Raw genomic sequence first — 19,987 nt, 5'->3', positions numbered from 1 at the left:
TGTACGGCCATGAGATGGCCAGGCACAGCACCCCATATGAGAGAGATACCATGAGCAAGAATATCATTGTAGAGCCGAGCATCATTGACACCGACGCACTTGACCCTCGCTGGGACTGGAACAGGCCCATACCGGCGCCGGGGCGGATGAATGTCGATTTTGAAGAGCGCGTCGATTTTCGTCGTCTGCATAAATATCGCGTCGAACGTGCCCGGCAGGCGCTTCATGAATCGGATCTGGGCGCTATGTTGTGTTTCGATAACAACAACATTCGTTACCTGACGAGCAGTGTGATCGGCGAGTGGTCAAGAGACAAAATCTGTCGTTATGCGCTGTTTACGGGCAATTCCGATCCCTATCTCTGGGACTTTGGCAGTGCCGCCGCCCATCATCGGTTAAACAACCCCTGGTTCGACAACGACCACTGGCGTGCAGGAATGCTTGGGTTGCGTGGCTCTGTCGCTGAAGAGGCCGGGTTGTTTGAAAATGCCGCTAAAGAAATTCGCGATATCCTGCAGTCGGAAGGTGTTGCCGACATGCCCATCGGTGTCGACATCTGTGAACCTCCCATGCTATTTGCACTGCAGAGGCAGGGGCTGGATGTTCGGGATGTGCAGCAGGTGATGTTGAACGCACGTCAGATCAAGAGTATGGATGAGATTATTCTGCTCAATCAGTCTGCTTCGATGGTTGACGGGTGCTACCAGTTGATCGCAGACAATCTGAAACCGGGGAAGAGGGAGAATGAGCTTGTGGCCATTGCCAACAAGTTCCTCTACGACAACGGATCAGACGACGTCGAGGCCATCAATGCCGTTTCAGGCGAGCGATGCAGCCCGCACCCGCATAACTTCACTGACCGGATGTATCGCCCGGGTGACCAGGCGTTTTTCGATATTATTCAGTCCTACATGGGTTACCGCACCTGTTACTACCGGACATTGAATGTTGGCAGTAAGACGCAGGCACAGGTGGATGCTTACCGCAAAGCGAGAGAGTGGATCGACGCGGCCATCAACCTGGTCCGCCCAGGAATGACGACCGATAAAATTGCGGCCGTTTGGCCTTCGGCACAGGAGTTTGGCTTTTTGAGTGAGATGGAAGCGTTTGGACTCCAGTTCGGGCATGGCCTTGGACTGGCATTGCATGAACGGCCGATCATCAGCCGACTGGTGTCTTTCGAAAATCCTTTCGAGTTACAGGAGGGCATGGTGTTCGCACTGGAGACGTATTGCCCGGCAGCCGATGGCAATGGTGCCGCCCGTATCGAAGAAGAAGTGGTCGTCACTGCAGACGGGTGTCGGGTATTGACACTGTTTCCGGCGCAAGACCTGTTCGTTGCGAACCCCTATTAAGAATGGAAAGCTGAGGATCAAAATATGCCAACCTATACCTATCGTGCGGCAGACTCTGGCGAGATCTTCGAGATCTTTCACAGTATGAATGACGCGGTGTTGTCTCAACACCCGGAAACCGGTGAAGCCATAGAGCGAGTCATTACGTCTGCTCCTGCTTTGCACATGAAAGGGCTCAAGAAACACGTTCAGGTGAATTACAAGAGTGCGGCTGCGACAGCCTGCGGGTGTGCTTCCAATGTCGCGCTTGCGCAGCAGATGTATACGAATAGCCGGGAGACGCCTCGTTATGGGTCTGTCAGCAGCAGGCGAACGGTGCATGGTGGCATTTCTACCAGTAAAGGTGGCGGTCACAGTCATGGCGGTGGCTGTGGGCATAACCACAGTGCCGGGGGGAGTTGCGGCCATAAGCATTAGCGGGAAACCCGAAGATTGCGGAGGTGCTGTGTTTGAGTCGGGTCAGTGACTGCTCTTTTTGGCTGCCATCAAGGCAGCCTTTTTTTGTCGCACGGTTTGTTGAAACTGGCACTGCGCCTGTTTTCGAAGCACAGATTCCTGAACCGTGGGTTTTCCATGCTGTCTGAAATCGATGGCCTATCAGCGGAGTAGAGCTTCAGCGTCTGGTGGTGTCTGCGCTGAAACGCTAGTGACCTGTTTGGTTAATCTCTATGATTCATCATGGAAAACCTGAGTGCAGCTCGACCCAATCGAACCGGCTGCTGACTTCCCTGTGACAGTCAGCAGCCTATTCCCGGAATATGGAGGTTCCGGCAAGTGGATGGCTGCTAAATCATTGGTTGTGTGAGATAAGTAACAACCACAGTGTTTGGATATCGTGTGTTTGAATAGGGCATTAGCCTTTTTCAACAACCTGTTAAGGAACCGAGGTATGCCGCAGATTCAGAAGTACCCGCCAGGCTGGCGTGTGTTGCATTGGGTAATGGCGCTGATGGTGTTCGCTTTGATACCCATCGGAATTGTGATGGCCGAACGCGCGCAAGCCAATATCTGGGGCGCTTTGACCAATGCGCTTTACAGTTGGCACAAGGCCATTGGCTTCAGTGTGCTGCTGCTGATGGTCGTGCGTATCGCGATGAAGCTCTGGCTTAAGGGCCCGCCGTATCCGGCAGAAATGCCTCGCAAACTGCAGTTGGCCGCCACCAGTTTGCATCACTTGCTGTACATGTTATTGGTGCTAACGCCCTTGTTTGGCTGGGCTGGTGTAACGGCGTTTCCTGCTCTGATTACGCTGGGCGGTTATCATTTGCCCGCCATGCCGTTCGTGCCGGTAAACGAAGCGCTCGCTGAACGCTTGTTCCAGGTTCACGGTGCTCTGGCCATTACTCTGGGTGTGCTGATTGCGGGCCATATTGGCGCGGCGTTGAAACATTTGCTTCAGAAGGACGGCCTGTTCAGGCGAATGGTGTAGTGGACTGCTAGCAGGGTGTTGAAACGGCATCCTGCCTTTTCCAAAACACGATATCCCGAAAATGTGATTTTTGCCTATCTCCCGAAATCAATGACTTAGCCGTCATCGATTTCGCCTTAACTTCCAAATGGTCGGACCACATGGTCCAGTAGCAGGCAGACTGACGTTCTGCGAATGTTAACGACCTGCTAGACACCGTTCTGACGAGAGAAGGTTGCTGCCCGGTATGTGTCCAGAAGCTTCAGGCGCCGTTTCATGATATTCGGCGGCGTCTGCTCTTCGGGTATGCCGAGCAATCCTCCGCGTGCCAACCACCGGCCAGCCACTTTACTGCCGCTCAAGGCGGACAGTGGAATGGCCAGAATCAGCCCGATTACGGTCGGCAGCATCCAGTACAGCAACGATGAACCCAGCCACAACAACAATGTAAGCACCAGCAAGCCCAGGGCTGTGTGCAGGCCGTGCCTGAGCAGAAAATGCTGCCAGGGTAGGCGAGTGCACTGGCGTTGCTGAGCCGACCAGCCCGAGTCCCGGCCGAGGGCGATTTCGCACAAGTGCCGGCTGTGAATCAGCATGAAAATCGGGGCATGCAAGACGGAGAACAGCAACTCCAGCATTGCACTCACAAAGAATGTCAGCCGCCCGGTCTCTCCAAGCCGCCTGCGGTTTAACAAGCCGGCTGCCAGCCCGAGTAATTTCGGCAGGAGCAGCAGAAACATGGTGAGCATGAATAGCCCGACCATGCGCTCTGAGTTAAACATCGGCACGATGAATTCTGCGACTGAACCGGGCTGCTGTTGCCATGCGAACCGGGTACTCAGTACCAGCCCGACCGTTACCATCGCCAGCCACAACAGCGAGGTCAGGTAGTTCATCACGCCCATGAGCATGTGTACCCGGTTTGGCCAGCGCAAGCCACGAGCCGGAACAACCGCCAGGTGTTGAACATTACCCTGGGCCCAGCGTCGGTCCCGAATGGCTGCATCCTGGAGCGAGGGCGGGCATTCTTCCCATGAGCCCGCCAGGTCTGGCAACATCCGAACCGACCAGCCCGCCCGGCAGATCAGGGCCGCCTCAACAAAGTCGTGCGAGCGGATTTCACCGCCGAACGGACGACGGCCAGGCAGCGTCGGCAAACCGGCTGAAGCTGCAAACGCACGAATACGGACGATGGCGTTATGCCCCCAGTAGTTGCCCCCGTCACCTTGCCAGGCACATAGGCCCCGGGCAAATACCGGCCCATAAGCCATAGCGGCAAACTGCTGCAGTCGGGCAAACAGCGTTTCGCCCCCGTACTGACGGGGAAGTGTCTGCAACAGGCCGGTTGCCGGATCGGCATCCATTTCCCGAACCAGGGTGGCCAGGGTGTTACCGGTGATCAGGCTATCGGCATCGAGAACGACCATGTAGTCATAGCCGTTTCCCCAGCGGCTGATGAAGTCGCGAATGTTGCCGGCCTTACGTTCTGTGTTCTGTTCGCGGCGCCGGTACCAGACGGGCATCGTCCCGGACAGGCGGTTTTGCAGGCACCGCACGGTGGCCGTTTCAGCGGCTAGGATGTCGGGCGAGTTGGTATCCGATAGGATGAAAATTTCAAAGTGTTCCTGCAGGCCCCGGTCACTCAGTTCTTCCGCCATGGCGGCCAGTGCGGCGCAGGCACTGGCGGGGTCTTCGTTGTAGATAGGCATGAGCAGCACGGTCTTGCCACGCAGTGCGGCATCCGGGTTGGCAAGGTATCGACTGCGGCCTGACAGGAGCCCCGCAATTGCGGCCGTTGCCGACAGCGAGATCCAGCCAAAGGTGAGTGTGAACAGGCCCAACAGCAACCACAACAGGGCGGTCAGCCCGGGCGCGCCGGGCGACGAGGCGTTGACGGCTTCGTTCAGCGGTATGATCAGGTACATCTCCCGGCTGGCTGCGATCGTCAGTGCCAGGGTGCCCCCGAAGGTCAGCCAGCGTGCCAGCCAGGTCGAAGTAGCCGGGCCGACTCGCCTCGTGTCGGGCCGTTGCGACAGAATCTGTGTGGGCATCGCCAATGGCGAGGCTGGAGGCGTCGGTGAATAGGGTGTGTTCATTGCGTCCACCGGTAAAGCCAGGTCTCACCCCAGGGCTGGCCATTAACTTCCAGCGCTACCCTCAATTCGGCCAGAGTGGTCTGACCCGGGTCCAGCTTCACGTAAGCCCGGTACTGGCGGGTCGCTTCGATCAGGGTGCCGCTCACACTGGTAATGTGACCGGCGCTGGTGACGGCGTTAATGCGAACGGCCTCCGCATCGGCACTCAGGCTGGCAATGCGTTCGCCGTCGCTGAAATCAATGACGAACAAGCGCTCATCGCTGCCGAGTGCCTTGCCGGCCGAGGTATTGATGACGCGCCCCGGTTTCGTTGCAAACGGCGAGTCGTCGCCCCAGTGCATGCGATACCGGAACCGGTATTCTTCGCCCACGCTTAGTCCGCTGGCTGGCTGCCAGTAGGCGACGATGTTGTCCTGGTATTCTCCGTTTGTCGGGATTTCCAGCAGTTCAATGTGACCCTCTCCCCAGTCGTCCAGGGGTTCTATCCACAATGAGGGCCGTTTGTCGTAACGGGCCTCGGCATCATTGAACTGGTGAAACTCGCTGCGCCGTTGCAGCAGCCCAAAACCGACGGGCATGGCACCACCGGCTTCGAATGAGGACACCTCTACACGGGCGGGGTTAGCCAGAGGGCGCCAGATTCGTTCGCCATTGGCCTGAAGAATCTGCAACCCGTCGGAATCATGTACAGCGTTGCGGAAGTCATCGTGACCGGCCCGGTTACTCGTGTTAAAGAAAAACATGGAGGTCAGTGGCGCAATGCCGACCCGTGCTCTGTCCCGACGCGGATAAAGCGCGGCATCAACCTCGATCAGGGTGGGTTCGCCGGGCACGACGGCGAACCGATAGGCACCGGTCACAGAGGGGCTATCGAGCAGCGCGTAAATGATGACCTGGTCTGACCCGGGCTCCGGTTGTTCAATCCAGAAATCGGAAAAGCGGGGGAATTCCTCATCTCCCTCACCAACGGTGTTGACGGCCAGGCCACGCGCCGAGAGCCCGTAAAACTGGTCTTTGCCGACTGCTCTGAAATAGCTGGCACCCAGAAAAACTAGAAATTCTTCATACCGATCGGGCCGGTTGATGGGGTGGTGGACGCGAAAGCCAGCATACCCTTCAGCGGCCAGTTGTTCGGTCGCTAACGGGCTGTCGTGGTAATTGAATAAGCCGGTCGAAAACGCCACGCGACGGGCCGTGCCGTCACGAACCAGGTGCAGGCCAGCGGGTGTCGTGTGCAGGAAACCCGGGTGGAATAATTGCAGTTGAAACGGGCTGGGCTGGTCGCTCCAGATGGCGGCGTCCGGGTCAAACACTATCCGCCGGTAGTCGTCGTAGCTCAGTGAGCGCAACGGATTGTCTTGTGCCATGTACTGCGGTGCAAAAGGCTCTGAGGCCATATCGCGGGCATGGGTTTGCAGCCAGCGGTGACTGAACGGTTGCGATCCCGACTCAAACTCCGGCTGGGCGATGAGCAACTGGCTGAACGGCAGGCAAGCTAACAGCAGCGCTGCCGAAAACCAGGCTCCGGGCCAGGGTCGTTTGTGACGCATGATTGCCTTCCTGTCCTTTTCTCGCACAATGGGAGTGTTAACGGTTAACACTACAGGTTACGGGCTCTCGACATCCGTGGATCAGCACTTGGCCCGACACTGGTCCTGGCTGGGCGTTGGACCGTATACTCCGGGCAACCCTAACCGAGGTCAGACCATTATGGTTGATATCTTTTGTCGCCGCTTTGTTCAGGACAATCATGCCAGCTTCCTGTGAATTCGTCGCTTCCATCAAAGGCATGGGCCAACTGCGTCGGGAACTGACGTGGATCGCTGTGTTGGGTGCCTGTGTGCTGCTCGGTTTTGCTGTGGCGTTATTCATACTCGAACGGCCCGTCAGGGCACTTGGCTGGTTGCTGGCCAGCATGGTCTGTTGGGGGTTTGTGCTTTGGCAGTGCCACCGGCGACTGCATCTTAACCGAAGATCGGCGACAGGCCAGGCGTATCCGACGCTTGGTGCAGGCAATCGTATCACCTTGCTGCGCGGGCTGCTGATTGCCGCAACGGCCGGCTTCTTAACGTTCTCATCAGCGGGTATTCACCCCTGGTTATTCTATGTGCCTGCGGCCTTATACACCCTTGCGGCATTGGGGGACGGGCTTGATGGATACATAGCGCGGCGCCAGAACCAGACCACCGAACTGGGTGCTGAGCTCGATACCGTGCTGGATGCCTTCGGGCTGGTGGTTGCCCCGTTACTGGCTGTCCTGTATGGCAAGCTGCACGTCAGCTATTTGCTGGTCAGCATGGCGTACTATGCGTTTCAGTGGGGGATTCACTGGCGACGGCGACATGGGCGGCGAGTGTTTCCGCTGCCGCCCAGTCAATGGCGACGAACCCTGGCGGGCTTGCAAATGGTGCTGGTTGCAATAGCGCTGTGGCCGCCAGTCCCGTTCGGTGTATCCAGCCTGGCCGGCGTTGTACTGATGATGCCACTGTTGATTGGGTTCATTCGAGACTGGCTGTACGTCAGTGGCCGGCTCAGCGCCGACCCGGAGCAGGCCCTGTGACTCGTTGGCGTTTTCTGACCCCCAAACAAGGTCTGGTCCTGTTGTTGTGGTTGCTGGCGCTGGCTTTGGTCGGCTGGACTCTCCGCCAACTGCCGCTGAACGACATCGTCAGCCAACTGGGCCTGCTTACCTGGCCGGACTGGTTACTCTGGACGCTGGTGAACATCACCATTTTTTACCTGGCCGTTAAGCGCTGGCAATTGCTGGGGCAGGCCTTGCAGGTACCGCTTTCCCTGGCGAATTTGTTTCGATTGCGCCAGGCCGGCAGCGCGGTGAGTTTCCTGACCCCGGGCCCGCATTTTGGGGGAGAACCGTTGCAACTGTATTGGTTGTGCCGCCATTTCGGCAAGCCGTTGCACAGCGCCGCAGCCATGCTGGGGTTGGACCGGTTCATGGAAACCGCGACCAACATTTCTGTCTTGCTGGCCGGGGTTTTGATGCTGTTGGGCACGGCCATTCTGCCGGTTCAGGAGTGGCTTCAGGTGACGGCCATACTGGCCAGCGTTCTGCTGGCGATGGTGCTTGCGGCTACGCTGATGCTGCGCCATCCGGACTGGCTGGCGAATCGGTTTCGGCCGTTGGTTCAACGTTGGCGGAATACCAGTAAGGTGGAGCCTGGAGAAACCGCCAATGAGAACGACCAGGGGAAAGGGCGGGCGCTGGTCAGCCTGATGCAACAGGCACTGGCCGTGCAACGGCCTCGTCTCTGGCTGGCGTTGTTGTTGTCGCTGGCCGGTTGGGGGGCTTTGCTGTTTGAACTGGCGCTGTTGCTGCATTTGCTGGGCGTGTCTGTGTCGCCGGCGGATCTTGTGCTGATCATGGTCGGCATGCGCTTGGCCATGTTGTTACCCGTGCCCGGTGGCATCGGCACCATCGAAGCGTCCCTGCTGTGGTCGTTTCGGTTTCTCGGGTTGCCGGTCAGCGCGGCGATTGGGTTGATCGCGCTGATCCGGCTGCGCGATGCGCTGGTGTTGCTGGTCGGTCTGGGTTGCCTGTGGAGTTTTCACCGGCCCCGGTTCCAGCCTGAACCCGCCTCAGCCAAATGACTGCTGGTACGCCGCCCAGCAGCTGTCGTTTTCCCAGAGTTTCACGGTCAGGCTGCCCGCACCGGGCGGTGTAATACCCGCCATCAACTTGTCATTCAGGATTCGGCTGAAGTGCTCGATGCTCGGGTTGAGACCGGCGAATTCCGGTGTGTCGTTCAGCATGCTGTCGCGAAAATAATCGACTTCCTGCTTCAGGGCCGCTTCAATCTCGACAATGTCCACCAGGTAACCGTGTTCATTGAGGGTGTCGCTTTCGATCCGGACTTCGAGGACGTATTGGTGGGCGTGGGGGTGATTTTCGTCACCCCAGTCCCCGCCGATGAGGTAGTGATTGGCAATAAAATCCTGTGTGACGGCTACGGTATACATAGGCTTCCTGTTCATGAGTGATTTAGGCGGATAAGAGGCCGGTTATGGATCCGGATAGTGGAAAACGGGCTGTACGATGCCCGGTTGCTGCTCGTGCAATTGTTGATACAACGCACCGGCCTCATGCAGTGGCACGGTATGGGTAATCAGCTGTGTCGGGTCAATACGGCGGATCATGTTCCAGGCAACATCGAACCGGCGTTGTTTGTCCCAGCGCCCGCTGAGCGATGGTGCCAGTGTGCTGACCTGGCTGGTGATCAGTTGCAGCCGGTTGCGATGCGCCGCTCCCCCCAGGTCCAGCGAGACTGGTTTGTTGCCATACCAACTGCCGATCACGATGCGACTGGCAAAGCCGCTTAACTCGATGGCCAGATTAAGTGCTTCGGGGTGACCGCTGATCTCGTAGATCAGGTCGGCGTCTGCCAGGGCTGGCTGGTGTACGGGGTTTGCCTCGGCCGGGCTGCAGACTGACTGCACACCGAAGTGTCGGGCCAGTGCCTGGCGCTCGGGTTGGCCTTCTATGGCACTCAGTGAGGCCAGAGGGTGCTGCGCGAGCACAGCGGATACCAGCAAACCGACGACGCCCTGGCCGAGTACCAGAACCCGCTCGCCCAGCATCGGACGACCGTCCTGTACCAGGCTGACGGCGGTTTCCATGTTGGGCAGAAACACGGCAGCCTGCGCTGATACATCATCCGGTACCGCGATCAATTGCTCCGGGCGGGCGATGAAATGGCTGGCGTGTGGCTGAAAGGAAAATACGCGCTGCCCAAGCCAGGCAGGGTCTACCCCATCACCGATTTGCTCCACCTCGCCGACACAGGCATAGCCATATTGCACGGGATAGTGGGAAGAGGTCTGCAGGGATTCCAGCGTGCTGTCCAGCGCCATGGACTGAGGCAGTTGTCCCCGGTAGAGCAGCAGTTCGGTGCCGGTGCTGACGGCAGAATACAGGCTGCGTACCCGAACGTCACCGGGGCCAGGCGTTGGCAGCGGTGCGCTTCTTATCTCAACCTGGAAGGGCGCGGTAAACCACAGTTGTGATGCGCAATCGGAATCGTGTTTGGCCGATGTCAATGGCGTGGTGGTCATGCGTTGGCTCCATGCTGATGGATCAGGGTCTGGCTTCGTCAGTGTAGCCAAGCCGGCCCCAAACGATCAGCTCGTTGCCTAATTGGCGACTGTGCAAGGGGGCAATGTGCGGAAAAATGGCGTTGTCGGGGTTACCCTGGCGACCAATGGCGTTGTAACCCCCGACAAACACCGGTGCCACGGTCAGCACGATGGCGTCGGCCAGACCGGCCCGCAGAAAGGCGGTGATGACCGAGGCGCCGCCTTCGACCATCAGGCTGCGAATGCCTCGCCCATGCAGAGCCTCCAGCGCTGAGGGCAAGTGGACATGGCCGTCTTCGTCGCCGGGTACAACCATCAAATCACAATCGTTGCGATCGGCCGCCGCTTCCGGGGTCGTCAGCACCCAGCAGCCGTGTTCGCTGCTTTGACACAGCTGACACGACGGCGGCATACGCAGTTGACTGTCCAGGACAATGGGTTGGGGGTCTTTACCGGTCCACTTACGGACCGTCAGGCGGGGGTCGTCGGCCAGAACCGTGCCGATACCGACCAGAATGCCATCGTGCAGGCTACGCAACTGATGGGTCAGTTGCATGCTGTCATCGCTGCTCAGCGCCATGGTCTCGCCAGGGGCGGTGGTGATGCTGCCATCCCAGCTCTGGGCGTAACTGAGCGTTACATGCGGACGAGCGCCATAGCGGCCCTCTGGCGCATCGAAAAAGTCAGCCCGTTCACTGTTCAGCCATTGTTCGATGTCCTGATTAAGTGTCATGGCGTCACTGATTGCTGGCAGGTTTGAGCGGTAAAAAATGATCCATCCGCCGGGCCTTGGTTAGCAGGTAGCCGGCATTGTCGTTGTTGGCGGCCACTTCGAGCGACACCCGCTCCGCGACATTGATCCCGGCGGCTTCCAGCGCGCTGATTTTAGCCGGATTATTGGTGACCAGGCGCACCGAGGCGACCTTCAGGTCTTCCAGCATCAGGCCGGCCAGGGTGTAGTCGCGCTCATCGGCTTCGTGTCCCAGCATTAAATTGGCATCCACGGTGTCAAATCCCTGATCTTGTAAGTTGTAGGCTCGCAGTTTGTCGAGCAAGCCGATTCCCCGGCCTTCCTGACGCATATAGAGTACAACGCCGACCCCGGCGTTCGCCACCATGGCCATAGACCGGTCCAGTTGTTCACCGCAATCGCAACGGCGCGATCCCATGACATCTCCGGTAAAACACTCGGAGTGAACCCGGACCAGAACCGAACCGGCATTGGCGATGTCACCCATGTAAAAGGCCAGATGCTCCTTGTCGTCGAGCGTATTCGTGTAGAAGCACAATTGGAAATCACCGTGGTCAGTGGGAATCCGGGTGCAGGTCATTCGGCTCACTTCAGGCATGGACATTACATACTCATAATGCTGTGATGACAAATTCATGGAATGTCCGGGCGGTTACCTTACTGTGTCCGGACGCTGTAACAGTAATTACGCCCCCCTGTCGGGAACGGATCAGACCCCTTTGCGCAACGACACCCTGTACTTTTTATACCCCGGTCAACTGGACACCCAAACCGGCGGCTATCACTACGATCGCCGGTTGATCCGGGAGCTGCAGCGACTGGGCCTGAACGTCGAAACCCGATCGCTGTCAGCACAGTTTCCCTTTCCCGACGCCCGGGCGCTTGAGGACGCACGAAAGGTCTTTGCTGCTCTGCCTGATGGCGCAGCGGTGATCGTCGATGGACTGGCGTTTGGCGTCTTGGATGAAGTCGCTTGTGCCGAAGCCCAACGGCTGCGGCTCATCGCCCTGTGTCACCACCCGTTGGCGCTGGAATCGGGGTTGGATCCGGTTCAGCAACAGCGTTTTCAGGTGTCGGAACAGCGAGCACTGCATGCGGCTCGGCGGGTACTGGTCACCAGCGAGCATACCCGCGAGACAGTGTTGACTCAGTTTGCTGTGCCCGCTGATCAGGTAATCGTGGCACGCCCGGGAACGGACCCGTCCGATTTCGCGCCCTGTGACGGCAATCCGCTGCGCCTGTTGACGGTGGCCACGCTCACCCGGCGCAAAGCTCATGATGTGTTGACCGATGCACTGGCGCCCCTGGCTGATTTGCCCTGGCAAGCACGTTTTGTCGGCGGCCGCGATTTTGATCCGGCCTGGAGCGAGCAATTGCAGGGCCAGGTGAACCGCCTGCACTTGCAGGACCGTATCACCCTGGTCGGCGCCGTGGACGAGTTGGCGCCGGAGTTTCAGAACGCCGACCTCTTTGTTTTGCCATCCCGCTACGAAGGTTACGGAATGGTGTTTGCCGAAGCGCTGGCAGCAGGCTTGCCGGTAGTCGCAGCACGTGCCGGTGCGGTTCCGGACGTAGTGCCCGAGTCAGCCGGCCTGTTCGTTCAACCCGATGACACAACAGCCCTGACGTCAGCATTGCACCGTCTGTTGACCCAAGCGTCGTTGCGGCGGCGACTTCAAGCGGGCGCCCGGCAAGCAGCTGCCCACTTACCGACCTGGGCTGACACCGCCCGGCGCGTATCATCTTTGATTGAGGACCTACAGCAACCATGAGCGGTTTCAGTATCGATTGGCTTGACCTGCGCGAAGACGCCGACCGGCGTGCCAGAGACAGCTCTCTGCGCGAACAGGCACTTCAGTGGTTAACCGGGGAAGGCAGGTCTGCGTCTGCGCCTCTTGTGGTCGACCTGGGGGCCGGGACGGGCTCGACCCTGCGTGCGCTTGGCGGTTCTGGTCAGCAGCGGCTGAACTGGCGCCTGGTTGATCATGATCAGACGTTGTTGGAGGAAGCCCGGCGTCGTCATGGCGCCACGCATGTCGTCGAAGCCTGTGTGGCCGACCTGTCGCCTGTAGAGGCGCTACCATTGGCGGGCGCCCGGCTGGTCACGGCTTCGGCACTGTTTGACCTGGTGTCTTCTGGCTTTGTTGAGTCGCTGGCTACCGTGCTGAAAGACCAGTGCCGGCAAAGCCCGGTTGGCCTATACGCGGCCCTGAATTACGACGGTGCCACGCTCTGGACGCCGCCACATCCGCTCGATGAGCCTGTACTTCAGGCTTTCAATCGGGATCAGCGCACAGACAAGGGTTTCGGCCCGGCACTGGGGCCACAGGCTGGCCCGGTTATGGAAGCGCAGTTCCGGCGGGCTGGCTTTGAGGTGTATACCGCGGTGAGCCCCTGGGTGTTGGGCGCCACCGATCAGGGCATGGTGTCGGCACTGATCGACGGCATTGCCAGCGCTGTGGCGGGCAGCTCCGGGCTCGATTCCGGTGCACTGCGAGACTGGGTCCGCTTTCGCCACGACCATGCCGCCACCGGCACCTGCACGGTCGGGCATACCGATTTGCTGGTGCTACCGGGCAGGGGTTAGACGCCTGGCATACACATCACCACTGCCTTCCCGGGTCGATTCCAGCACACGTGCCATTTCGCCCGGGGCGAGCCAGCGTTCAAAGCTCAGGCGATGCGTTTCGCCGGGTGCCAGGTTGTACTCGTAATGGCTCAGTGCCTCCAGTCGCTCAATACACCCCAGGGCGGTGCCAATGCTCGCCGGAATGTATTCAAACGACAGGGCGGCGATGGGTCGTGACAAGCCCTGCAGCACCGCCAGTTCAAAGCCCTCGACATCGATCTTGCAAAACCGCGGTTCGCCATGGGCTTCTATCAGAGCATCAAGCGTGGTGACCGGAACTGTGACGTCGCGGTCCCACTGAACCGACTGGAAAGAGGGGTCTTGTTGGACCTGTGATATCCAGTCCCGGGACAGAGTGGTCACCGTAGGGGTGCGCGTGCTGATGAACAGAGTGGCCTCGCCGGGCTCGGCACCCAGGGCTTCTTCCACCAGAGTGACTCCGGGGTCCTGGCCATAACGGTTGCGCAGGGTCTGCATCAGCAAAGGCTGAGGCTCCACCGCCACGACCTTTGCACCCAGTGTTCGCCAGGCGAGTACCCGGTTGCCGACATGGGCACCGATTTCGAAACACAGATCACCGGATCGGATAAATTGCCCATAACAGCGCCGCATGCGCGACTGGCGACCGGGGATGCCGTAATACATCAACAACGAACGCCATAACCCCAGTCGTTCACGCCAGCCAATGTGTGCCATCAGTTCTGCTCCTGTACGGGTGTGGAAAACGCCTCAATGAAACGGTCACGCATCCGATCCATTCGCCAGACTGGTGCGGCGGCATCCGGCAACAGGCCGGGCTGCCACTGCCAGTCGGCGATGGCATCCATGACGGCCGGATCACGCGCGATCAGATGCACAGGTACATCCCGGTTTTCGGTTTCTCCGGTAATCATCGGTGCGGCCTGGTGATCCCCCATTACCAGCACCACCAAATTGTCGTCACCGTATTCCTGCAGATAGGACACCAGTGTCGTCAGCATGTATTCGATCGACTGGCGGTAGTAATCGCGTATTGACTCAACGTCGCTCCAGACCTCCTCCGGGGTGGGACCAGCCTGCGCTTGCAGGTTGAAGATTCGCCCGTCGCCTACCTGGCCCCAGGGCACCGGCGCGGCGATCGGCGTCCAGGGGGCGTGTGAGGATATCAGCGCCAGTTCAGCCATCACCGGTTGCCGGTCTTGCGGCTCACGCTCGCGTGTGTGCAGTGCTGACCAGACGTATTGGTCGGGCATGGTGACCCAGTTAAAGGGCAGCCCTTCGTAGCCGAAATTATGGGCATTATAGATATGGTCGTAGCCGTAATAGGCGCCTTCCGGCCACGCCATACTGATGGCAGGCATGGCGGCGACGGTGCGCCAGCCGGCTTGCTGGAACAGGCGGTTCAGCGTTGGCCGTTCACTGACCATCAGTGTCTTGTAGCGGGTTTCGCTGTCAATCCAGGCACCGGACAATACCGAGGCGTGGGCCAGCCAGCTCAGCCCACCCACGGTGGGGGCCGTCAGAAAGGCGCTGCGCATCTGCATGCCCTCAGCCGCCAGCGTGGTTTCAGCCTGTGCCAGCGTCGCCGTCACCGAGTCAGCAAAGGGTTCGCGCTCCAGCAACACCCGCCCATAGGATTCTGCGAAGACAATGAACACATCCTTGCCTCTAAGGCGCGAGAACAGAGCGTCAGCAGACAGGTCCGGGGTGTCATTCTCACCGACTGTTTCGGCAAATTCCTGAATATCACGAATGCTGTACGCCGTGTCGCGACCGTGCAGCACAAGTTGGTCCCAGGCAAAGTGACCGGTCCGGGACCAGCCGGCGATGTTCAACACAGTCCAGGCGGTGATCAACAGCAACAGTGAAACGCCCGACAACCGGGGCGCCGCTCGTAAAACCTGTCGGATTCGACCGAGCATAACAAACGCCAGCCAACACACCAGAGCGATGGCCACGGCCAGCATCAGGCCGACAAAGACGGAACTCAGGCCGCCTAACACGCCGGTTAGCAGACGGCTGGCATCGACCAGCAAGTGGCCGTCGAACACCAGATTGAAGCGCCGCGCAAAGACCTCGTGGGTGACCAGGTCGGCACCTCGCAACAGCACCGCCAGGCCCAGAATCAATGCCAGCAGAATTCGCAGCCCTCCCCCGGCCCAACCGGGTATGAGCAGTAGCAGTCCGATAACCATCAGCTCAAGCGGGAAAAAGAAAAAGGCAGGTGCCGAAATCCAGGCGAGCCGGTTCGGTAAGGTCAGGGCAATGAACAGGCCGATGATGGCCACAAGGGTGATCAGGTGCCGGAGGGCCGGACGGTGCTGCATGAAACGGTCTCAAATCAGAATAAAGTAGAGTTAGGGTACGCAACGAAATGTGGCTCAGACTAGGGAGCCTCTGAATAACGCTCCCGGGGGAGTTATTCAGAGGCTCCCTAACCATTTAGCGTCATATTGCCGGTGAAAGTCCAATCAAAGCAAAGACTCGGGCTGGGGGAAGGGGTTGCGTCGACTGATGTTTGGTTGCTTTTGTCGAAAAAAATATGAGGTCACAGCCACGATCTCTTTTTATACCCACCCAACGAAATGGTGGATGGCCTGACAATTCTGACGTTCTCGGCCAAGCCATGATGCGACACAATCCGGAGACATTGTTGATACCTTGCGCCTGCCTGTTCAATAGGCATATGCCTCAGGTGTACCCCAGACTGACGGTAGCCATTAGAGCACCCCGGGCAGCGGGTCCCTGACAAACCGTTGCCAACCAGTTGTTTTCCTGCGGTAACCCTGAGCCGCTAAGATCGGTCACTCGTAAAGTATGACGCTGGTCATCGACATAAAACGTGACGTCGTTGACCAGTGCCTGAAGTGTTGTTGGCATCGCCAGAGAAACATAGATCTTCAGGTGGGTCTGCGCTTGTTGGTCCAGCTCCGTCATCAGGTGGCATTTGATGCGCCGAAGCAAGGCTTCCTCCGCCTGCTTGTCTCCCGATAGCTTTAGATTAGGGTTTGCATTGTTTGAGTTCAGACAGAAAACGCTGGCTGTTTGGTCGCGGGCGGTCCGGTTCGGTGCGCAGTGAAACGTCATAAGATGCTCCTTGTTCGTCTGTGATGTCGATGACGACAGCATGGCAAAGGCCGGTGAAAATTCTGTGAGTAGGCTTTTAGGCCAGGCAGTGGGAGCCGTGAACGCAGTAGGGGCGCTCACCTGTACTCGGTCGGTTTCATGTGCAACCATTTGGGCATGTCACTGTCGGAACTTGTCCCATGCCTGTACCCAACCCCGGTCATTCATTCGACCTGAACCAATTCCTGCCTTACCGCCTCAACCGCCTGGCCGACCAGCTTAGCGAACAGCTTGCACATCTCTACGAGTCGTCTTATTCGCTGAACATCGCTCAGTGGCGGGTGCTGGCCTGGCTGAACCAGCACGAGGTGCTGACCGCCAAGCAGATTCGGGAGGCAACCCGGATGGACAAGGCACGGGTTTCGCGGGCGGTACAGGTTTTGGTCGAGCGGGAGCTGATCAGCCGCAGTCCCAACCAAGAAGATCAGCGTGCGCACCACCTCCGGTTAACCGCGGCGGGGCGCGCGTTGCTGGATCAGTTGTTGCCCCAGGCCAGGGATTGGGAAGCCTCTGTGCTCAGTTCGTTGACGGACAAGGAGCGCGAATTGCTGTTGCAGGCGATGGCCAAGCTCGAACGGGCGCTTGGCCATGAAGGTATGGCTACGTCAGCGATGCGATAAAGGCATCATACGGGGCCAGTTCCAGCGTTGAGGTCAGTTGCGATCTTGATGTGCCGCTGCACACCAGCAGTTGGGCTGATTCGAGTGAGAGAGTTTCGGGCAGAGGCACGTTCAACGAGTGTGTTGACAGGTTCCCAACGACCAAAAGTGTTTCTTCATTTGTTTCCCGTACATAGGCGAATACCTGAGGGTGGTCGGCCAGTAACAGCGTAAAGTGGCCATCGATAAGGGTTCGATTGGTTTTGCGCAGTTGAATCAAGCCTTGGTAGTGATAGAAAACAGAATCCAGGTCTTTCAGGCTAGCTGCGACGTTGATGTCCGGATAGTTCGGGTTGACCTGCAACCAGGGTTTTCCGGCACTGAAACCCGCGTTATCGCCAGCGTCCCACTGCATTGGTGTGCGGGCATTGTCGCGGCTGTTTTTGTGAATGGCCTTCATCAGTTCGTCGGGCGATTCGCCTTGAGCCAGTCGTTCTGCGAACAGGTTACGCGTCTCGATATCCTGATAATCCCCAATGGCTTTAAAGGCGACGTTGGTCATGCCGATTTCCTCACCCTGGTATACATAGGGCGTGCCTTGCATGCCGTGCAACACGGTGGCGAGGGCCTTCGCCGAGGCGACTCGGTAGGGTCCGTCATCACCATACTTGGACACGGCCCGGGGCAAATCGTGGTTGTTCCAGAACAGTGAATTCCAGGCATTGTCGGCCAGTTCAGTTTGCCATTTGGCGAACACTTGCTTGAGGGCAACCAGATCAAACTCTCGGGGTTTCCATTTACCATGCACCGGGTCAAAGGTCAGTTCAATATGCTCAAACTGGAACACCATCGACAGTTCTTGCCGTTCGGGAGCTGAATACAGCTTTGCGGTTTGCGGGGTGACGCTCCAGGTTTCACCCACTGTGAGTGCATCCCGACCTTTGAGTGTGGCCTGGTGCATTGCCTTAAGGTGGGCATGTAAGGTGGGCCCGTTGGCGAGTACCTTGTTGTCGACATCTTTGCCGATCAGGTCGATAACGTCCATTCGAAAACCGGCGATGCCCCGGTCGAGCCACCGGTTCATCATTGAGTACACCGCTTCGGGTACAGCGGGGTTTTCCCAGTTCAAGTCCGGTTGTTTGGTCGAAAACTGGTGAAAGTAATAGTCGTTTGTTGCGGGGTTGAACGACCATGCCGGTCCGCCGAAGTAACTGCGGATGTCGCTTGGCAGGGAACCGTCTGGCTGTGCATCCCGCCAGATGTAAAAGTCGCGGTAGGGGCTGTCTTTGGATTGGCGTGCCGATTCAAACCAGGGGTGTTCATCCGAGCTGTGGTTCACCACCAGATCCATGATGATCTTGATGCCGCGCACTTCGGCTTCGGCAATCAACCGGTCCATATCGGCCAGAGTGCCAAATTGAGGCGCGATGTCGTCGTAGTCGGATATGTCGTAGCCATTATCGTCCATCGGTGACTGAAAGACCGGCGACAGCCAGATCACATCGATGCCAAGTAATGCCAGGTAGTCCAGTTTGCTGATGATGCCGTCGAGATCGCCCATGCCATCGCCATTGCTGTCCATGAAACTGCGCGGGTATATTTGATAAACGACGGAAGTTTTCCACCAGGGATGTGTCATGGTTGAGCCCTTTGTTGGCCATAGCGTCTTTGCATTGGCTGGCAAGGCTAGTAGCTCAGCCGGCGAAAGGGCAATGTTTTTCGAGCATGAGGGCTGAAATCAGGGGATGGAAAAGCGAGAAGTTGGAAGTGATGGCTGGTGCTCGAATCAGTTGTGGACGGATGAGCCGGCTCCGGTTTGCAGAGCCAGCTTGGGTGGCAACATCTCTCAATGATCGTGCTTGTGATGATCCCGTTCAATGGCGCCGCCGACGGTATTCGCTGGCTTTTGTAGGTCGGAAGGCTTGTTGCCGACTTTGGCTGCCTTGGGTTTTTTCTTTTCCTTGTGGCCTTTGTTCTTTTCTTTGCTCATGACATTGGCTCCTTTGTTCTTTTCTTTGCTCATGACATTGGCTCCTTTGGTGGTTCAGGGGGAGAGCCTTTTTGGGAGCGTTCTCCGGGTACAGTTATAGCTGAAAGGCAGCCCTTGTCAATCCACTTGTTCGGTTATCGTTTTTGTGCGGAAAATTAAAGCGTGATTTTTGATTCATGTTACCATCGGGTGCATTGAACACCAGCCCAGGATTCCGATCATGCACATCACCCGATACTCCGACTACGCTCTGCGCGTGCTCATTTATTTGTCTGCCGAGCCGGATCGTCTGACCACCATTCAGGCTATTGCAGACAGCTACGGCATTTCCAAGAGCCATCTTATGAAAGTGGTTAACCAGCTGAATCAGCTGGGTTATGTGTCGGCCGTGAGGGGCAAGAACGGCGGTTTGCGTCTGGGGCAGAATCCGGCGCACATCAATATCGGCGTGCTGTTTAGAGAGACCGAGTCGGATACGAATCTGGTGGAGTGTTTTTCATCGGACAATCAGTGTGCCATCGCACCGGTTTGTAACCTGAAGAATATCCTGAACGAAGCGCGCAATGCATTTTTGTCGACGCTGGATAACTACACGCTGGCAGACCTGATTCAACCGAGGAATCAGGTCGACCTGACGCGAATCCTGCGTATTGTGTGACACGCCGGTTTGCTGAGTATGCCGGACTAATGCGCTTCCAGCCCCATACTCTTCAACGAGTGCAGCCGTAAAACGTAAGACAGCTTGAACACGGCCGGGAAAATCAGCATCAGCATGTGGGATGCGATCTGCACACCCAGGCCCTGGTTAAAATCCCAGACATACGCATTTAGTGTCGCGACCATGAACCCCAGGAACGCCAGCAGCATGAGTGTGTGGGCCAGTTCCAGTCTTCGATGAGCATCCATAGTGCACTCCTTCTTGGTGGCGGAATCCCGGGAGAGGACTCTGTACTTATAAAGAGTCAT

General features: G+C 58.0%; 21 protein-coding genes. 9 read left to right on the top strand and 12 right to left on the bottom strand.

Going from position 1 to position 19,987, the window contains the following annotated elements:
* The first annotated feature begins 50 nt into the window (after positions 1 to 50).
* From G565_RS0121415 to G565_RS0121400, 3 genes are all read left to right on the top strand, one after another.
* Positions 51 to 1,355 (top strand): M24 family metallopeptidase, encoded by a 1,305-nt coding sequence (locus G565_RS0121415; RefSeq protein ID WP_028672608.1) that lies wholly within the window; start codon positions 51 to 53, stop codon positions 1,353 to 1,355.
* 24 nt (positions 1,356 to 1,379) lie between these two features.
* The gene (locus tag G565_RS25465; protein WP_037341001.1) at positions 1,380 to 1,772 is read left to right on the top strand and encodes an FmdB family zinc ribbon protein; all 393 of its coding nucleotides are present in this window, start codon (positions 1,380 to 1,382) and stop codon (positions 1,770 to 1,772) included.
* A 472-nt stretch (positions 1,773 to 2,244) separates the two neighbouring features.
* Positions 2,245 to 2,784 carry a cytochrome b gene (locus G565_RS0121400; protein WP_028672607.1) on the top strand — a complete coding sequence of 180 codons (540 nt, stop codon included), beginning with the start codon at positions 2,245 to 2,247 and terminating at the stop codon, positions 2,782 to 2,784.
* A gap of 188 nt (positions 2,785 to 2,972) precedes the next feature.
* Here the strand turns inward: G565_RS0121400 and mdoH are convergent, their stop codons facing one another.
* Both mdoH and G565_RS0121390 read right to left on the bottom strand, forming a co-directional pair.
* Positions 2,973 to 4,859, bottom strand: coding sequence for a glucans biosynthesis glucosyltransferase MdoH (gene mdoH, locus G565_RS25460; RefSeq protein WP_051208396.1), 1,887 nt, complete (start codon positions 4,857 to 4,859; stop codon positions 2,973 to 2,975).
* Positions 4,856 to 6,409, bottom strand: coding sequence for an OpgD/OpgG family glucan biosynthesis protein (locus G565_RS0121390; RefSeq protein ID WP_051208394.1), 1,554 nt, complete (start codon positions 6,407 to 6,409; stop codon positions 4,856 to 4,858). Before G565_RS0121390 ends, mdoH begins: the two co-directional genes overlap by 4 nt.
* 200 nt (positions 6,410 to 6,609) lie before the next feature.
* Here G565_RS0121390 and G565_RS27375 point away from each other — a divergent pair, with 200 nt between their 5' ends.
* The gene (locus tag G565_RS27375) at positions 6,610 to 7,419 is read left to right on the top strand and encodes a CDP-alcohol phosphatidyltransferase family protein (protein ID WP_051208392.1); all 810 of its coding nucleotides are present in this window, start codon (positions 6,610 to 6,612) and stop codon (positions 7,417 to 7,419) included.
* Positions 7,416 to 8,465: a lysylphosphatidylglycerol synthase transmembrane domain-containing protein gene (locus G565_RS25450; protein WP_051208390.1), complete on the top strand. Its 1,050-nt coding sequence runs from the start codon at positions 7,416 to 7,418 to the stop codon at positions 8,463 to 8,465. Before G565_RS27375 ends, G565_RS25450 begins: the two co-directional genes overlap by 4 nt.
* Here G565_RS25450 and G565_RS0121375 read toward each other — a convergent pair.
* The 4 genes from G565_RS0121375 to ribA are packed head-to-tail and all read right to left on the bottom strand — an operon-like array spanning position 8,454 to position 11,335.
* Entirely contained in the window at positions 8,454 to 8,834 is a 381-nt protein-coding gene (locus tag G565_RS0121375; RefSeq protein WP_028672605.1) for a 6-pyruvoyl trahydropterin synthase family protein, read from the bottom strand. The genes G565_RS25450 and G565_RS0121375 overlap by 12 nt on opposite strands.
* Before the next feature lie 42 nt (positions 8,835 to 8,876).
* The gene (locus G565_RS0121370; protein WP_037340998.1) at positions 8,877 to 9,926 is read right to left on the bottom strand and encodes a zinc-dependent alcohol dehydrogenase; all 1,050 of its coding nucleotides are present in this window, start codon (positions 9,924 to 9,926) and stop codon (positions 8,877 to 8,879) included.
* A gap of 22 nt (positions 9,927 to 9,948) precedes the next feature.
* Positions 9,949 to 10,680: a RibD family protein gene (locus tag G565_RS0121365; protein ID WP_028672603.1), complete on the bottom strand. Its 732-nt coding sequence runs from the start codon at positions 10,678 to 10,680 to the stop codon at positions 9,949 to 9,951.
* Positions 10,681 to 10,684: 4 nt separating this feature from the next.
* Complete coding sequence (ribA, locus tag G565_RS25445) at positions 10,685 to 11,335, bottom strand: GTP cyclohydrolase II (RefSeq protein WP_051208388.1); 651 nt, start codon at positions 11,333 to 11,335, stop codon at positions 10,685 to 10,687.
* A gap of 25 nt (positions 11,336 to 11,360) precedes the next feature.
* Between ribA and G565_RS0121355 the strand changes: the two genes are divergently transcribed.
* Complete coding sequence (locus G565_RS0121355; RefSeq protein WP_211227251.1) at positions 11,361 to 12,470, top strand: glycosyltransferase family 4 protein; 1,110 nt, start codon at positions 11,361 to 11,363, stop codon at positions 12,468 to 12,470.
* Positions 12,467 to 13,285 carry a class I SAM-dependent methyltransferase gene (locus tag G565_RS0121350; protein ID WP_028672601.1) on the top strand — a complete coding sequence of 273 codons (819 nt, stop codon included), beginning with the start codon at positions 12,467 to 12,469 and terminating at the stop codon, positions 13,283 to 13,285. Before G565_RS0121355 ends, G565_RS0121350 begins: the two co-directional genes overlap by 4 nt.
* Here the strand turns inward: G565_RS0121350 and G565_RS0121345 are convergent.
* From G565_RS0121345 to G565_RS0121335, 3 genes are all read right to left on the bottom strand, one after another.
* The gene (locus tag G565_RS0121345) at positions 13,268 to 14,023 is read right to left on the bottom strand and encodes an FkbM family methyltransferase (protein WP_028672600.1); all 756 of its coding nucleotides are present in this window, start codon (positions 14,021 to 14,023) and stop codon (positions 13,268 to 13,270) included. The genes G565_RS0121350 and G565_RS0121345 overlap by 18 nt on opposite strands.
* A complete protein-coding gene (locus G565_RS0121340; protein ID WP_028672599.1) occupies positions 14,023 to 15,633 on the bottom strand; it encodes an alkaline phosphatase family protein in 1,611 nt (536 codons plus the stop codon). Before G565_RS0121340 ends, G565_RS0121345 begins: the two co-directional genes overlap by 1 nt.
* A 364-nt stretch (positions 15,634 to 15,997) precedes the next feature.
* Positions 15,998 to 16,393 carry a hypothetical protein gene (locus tag G565_RS0121335; RefSeq protein WP_028672598.1) on the bottom strand — a complete coding sequence of 132 codons (396 nt, stop codon included), beginning with the start codon at positions 16,391 to 16,393 and terminating at the stop codon, positions 15,998 to 16,000.
* 179 nt (positions 16,394 to 16,572) lie between these two features.
* Between G565_RS0121335 and G565_RS0121330 the strand changes: the two genes are divergently transcribed.
* On the top strand, positions 16,573 to 17,052 hold the full coding sequence (locus G565_RS0121330; protein WP_028672597.1) for a MarR family winged helix-turn-helix transcriptional regulator: 480 nt from the start codon (positions 16,573 to 16,575) through the stop codon (positions 17,050 to 17,052).
* Here G565_RS0121330 and G565_RS0121325 read toward each other — a convergent pair.
* Entirely contained in the window at positions 17,033 to 18,670 is a 1,638-nt protein-coding gene (locus tag G565_RS0121325; RefSeq protein ID WP_028672596.1) for a glycoside hydrolase family 13 protein, read from the bottom strand. The two genes, G565_RS0121330 and G565_RS0121325, sit on opposite strands and share 20 nt — an antisense overlap.
* A gap of 207 nt (positions 18,671 to 18,877) precedes the next feature.
* Positions 18,878 to 19,054 (bottom strand): hypothetical protein, encoded by a 177-nt coding sequence (locus G565_RS26985; RefSeq protein WP_157600202.1) that lies wholly within the window; start codon positions 19,052 to 19,054, stop codon positions 18,878 to 18,880.
* A gap of 187 nt (positions 19,055 to 19,241) precedes the next feature.
* Here G565_RS26985 and G565_RS0121310 point away from each other — a divergent pair, with 187 nt between their 5' ends.
* Positions 19,242 to 19,679: an Rrf2 family transcriptional regulator gene (locus G565_RS0121310; protein WP_028672595.1), complete on the top strand. Its 438-nt coding sequence runs from the start codon at positions 19,242 to 19,244 to the stop codon at positions 19,677 to 19,679.
* A 26-nt stretch (positions 19,680 to 19,705) separates the two neighbouring features.
* Here the strand turns inward: G565_RS0121310 and G565_RS25440 are convergent, their stop codons facing one another.
* Positions 19,706 to 19,927, bottom strand: a complete 222-nt coding sequence (locus G565_RS25440; RefSeq protein ID WP_037340994.1) for a hypothetical protein — start codon at positions 19,925 to 19,927, stop codon at positions 19,706 to 19,708.
* Positions 19,928 to 19,987 lie beyond the last annotated feature (60 nt).

The organism is Saccharospirillum impatiens DSM 12546 (assembly GCF_000423605.1).
Lineage (GTDB): Bacteria > Pseudomonadota > Gammaproteobacteria > Pseudomonadales > Natronospirillaceae > Saccharospirillum > Saccharospirillum impatiens.
The sequence above is the reverse complement of the archived record's forward strand: the minus strand, read 5'-3'. Positions and strand labels throughout refer to the sequence as shown.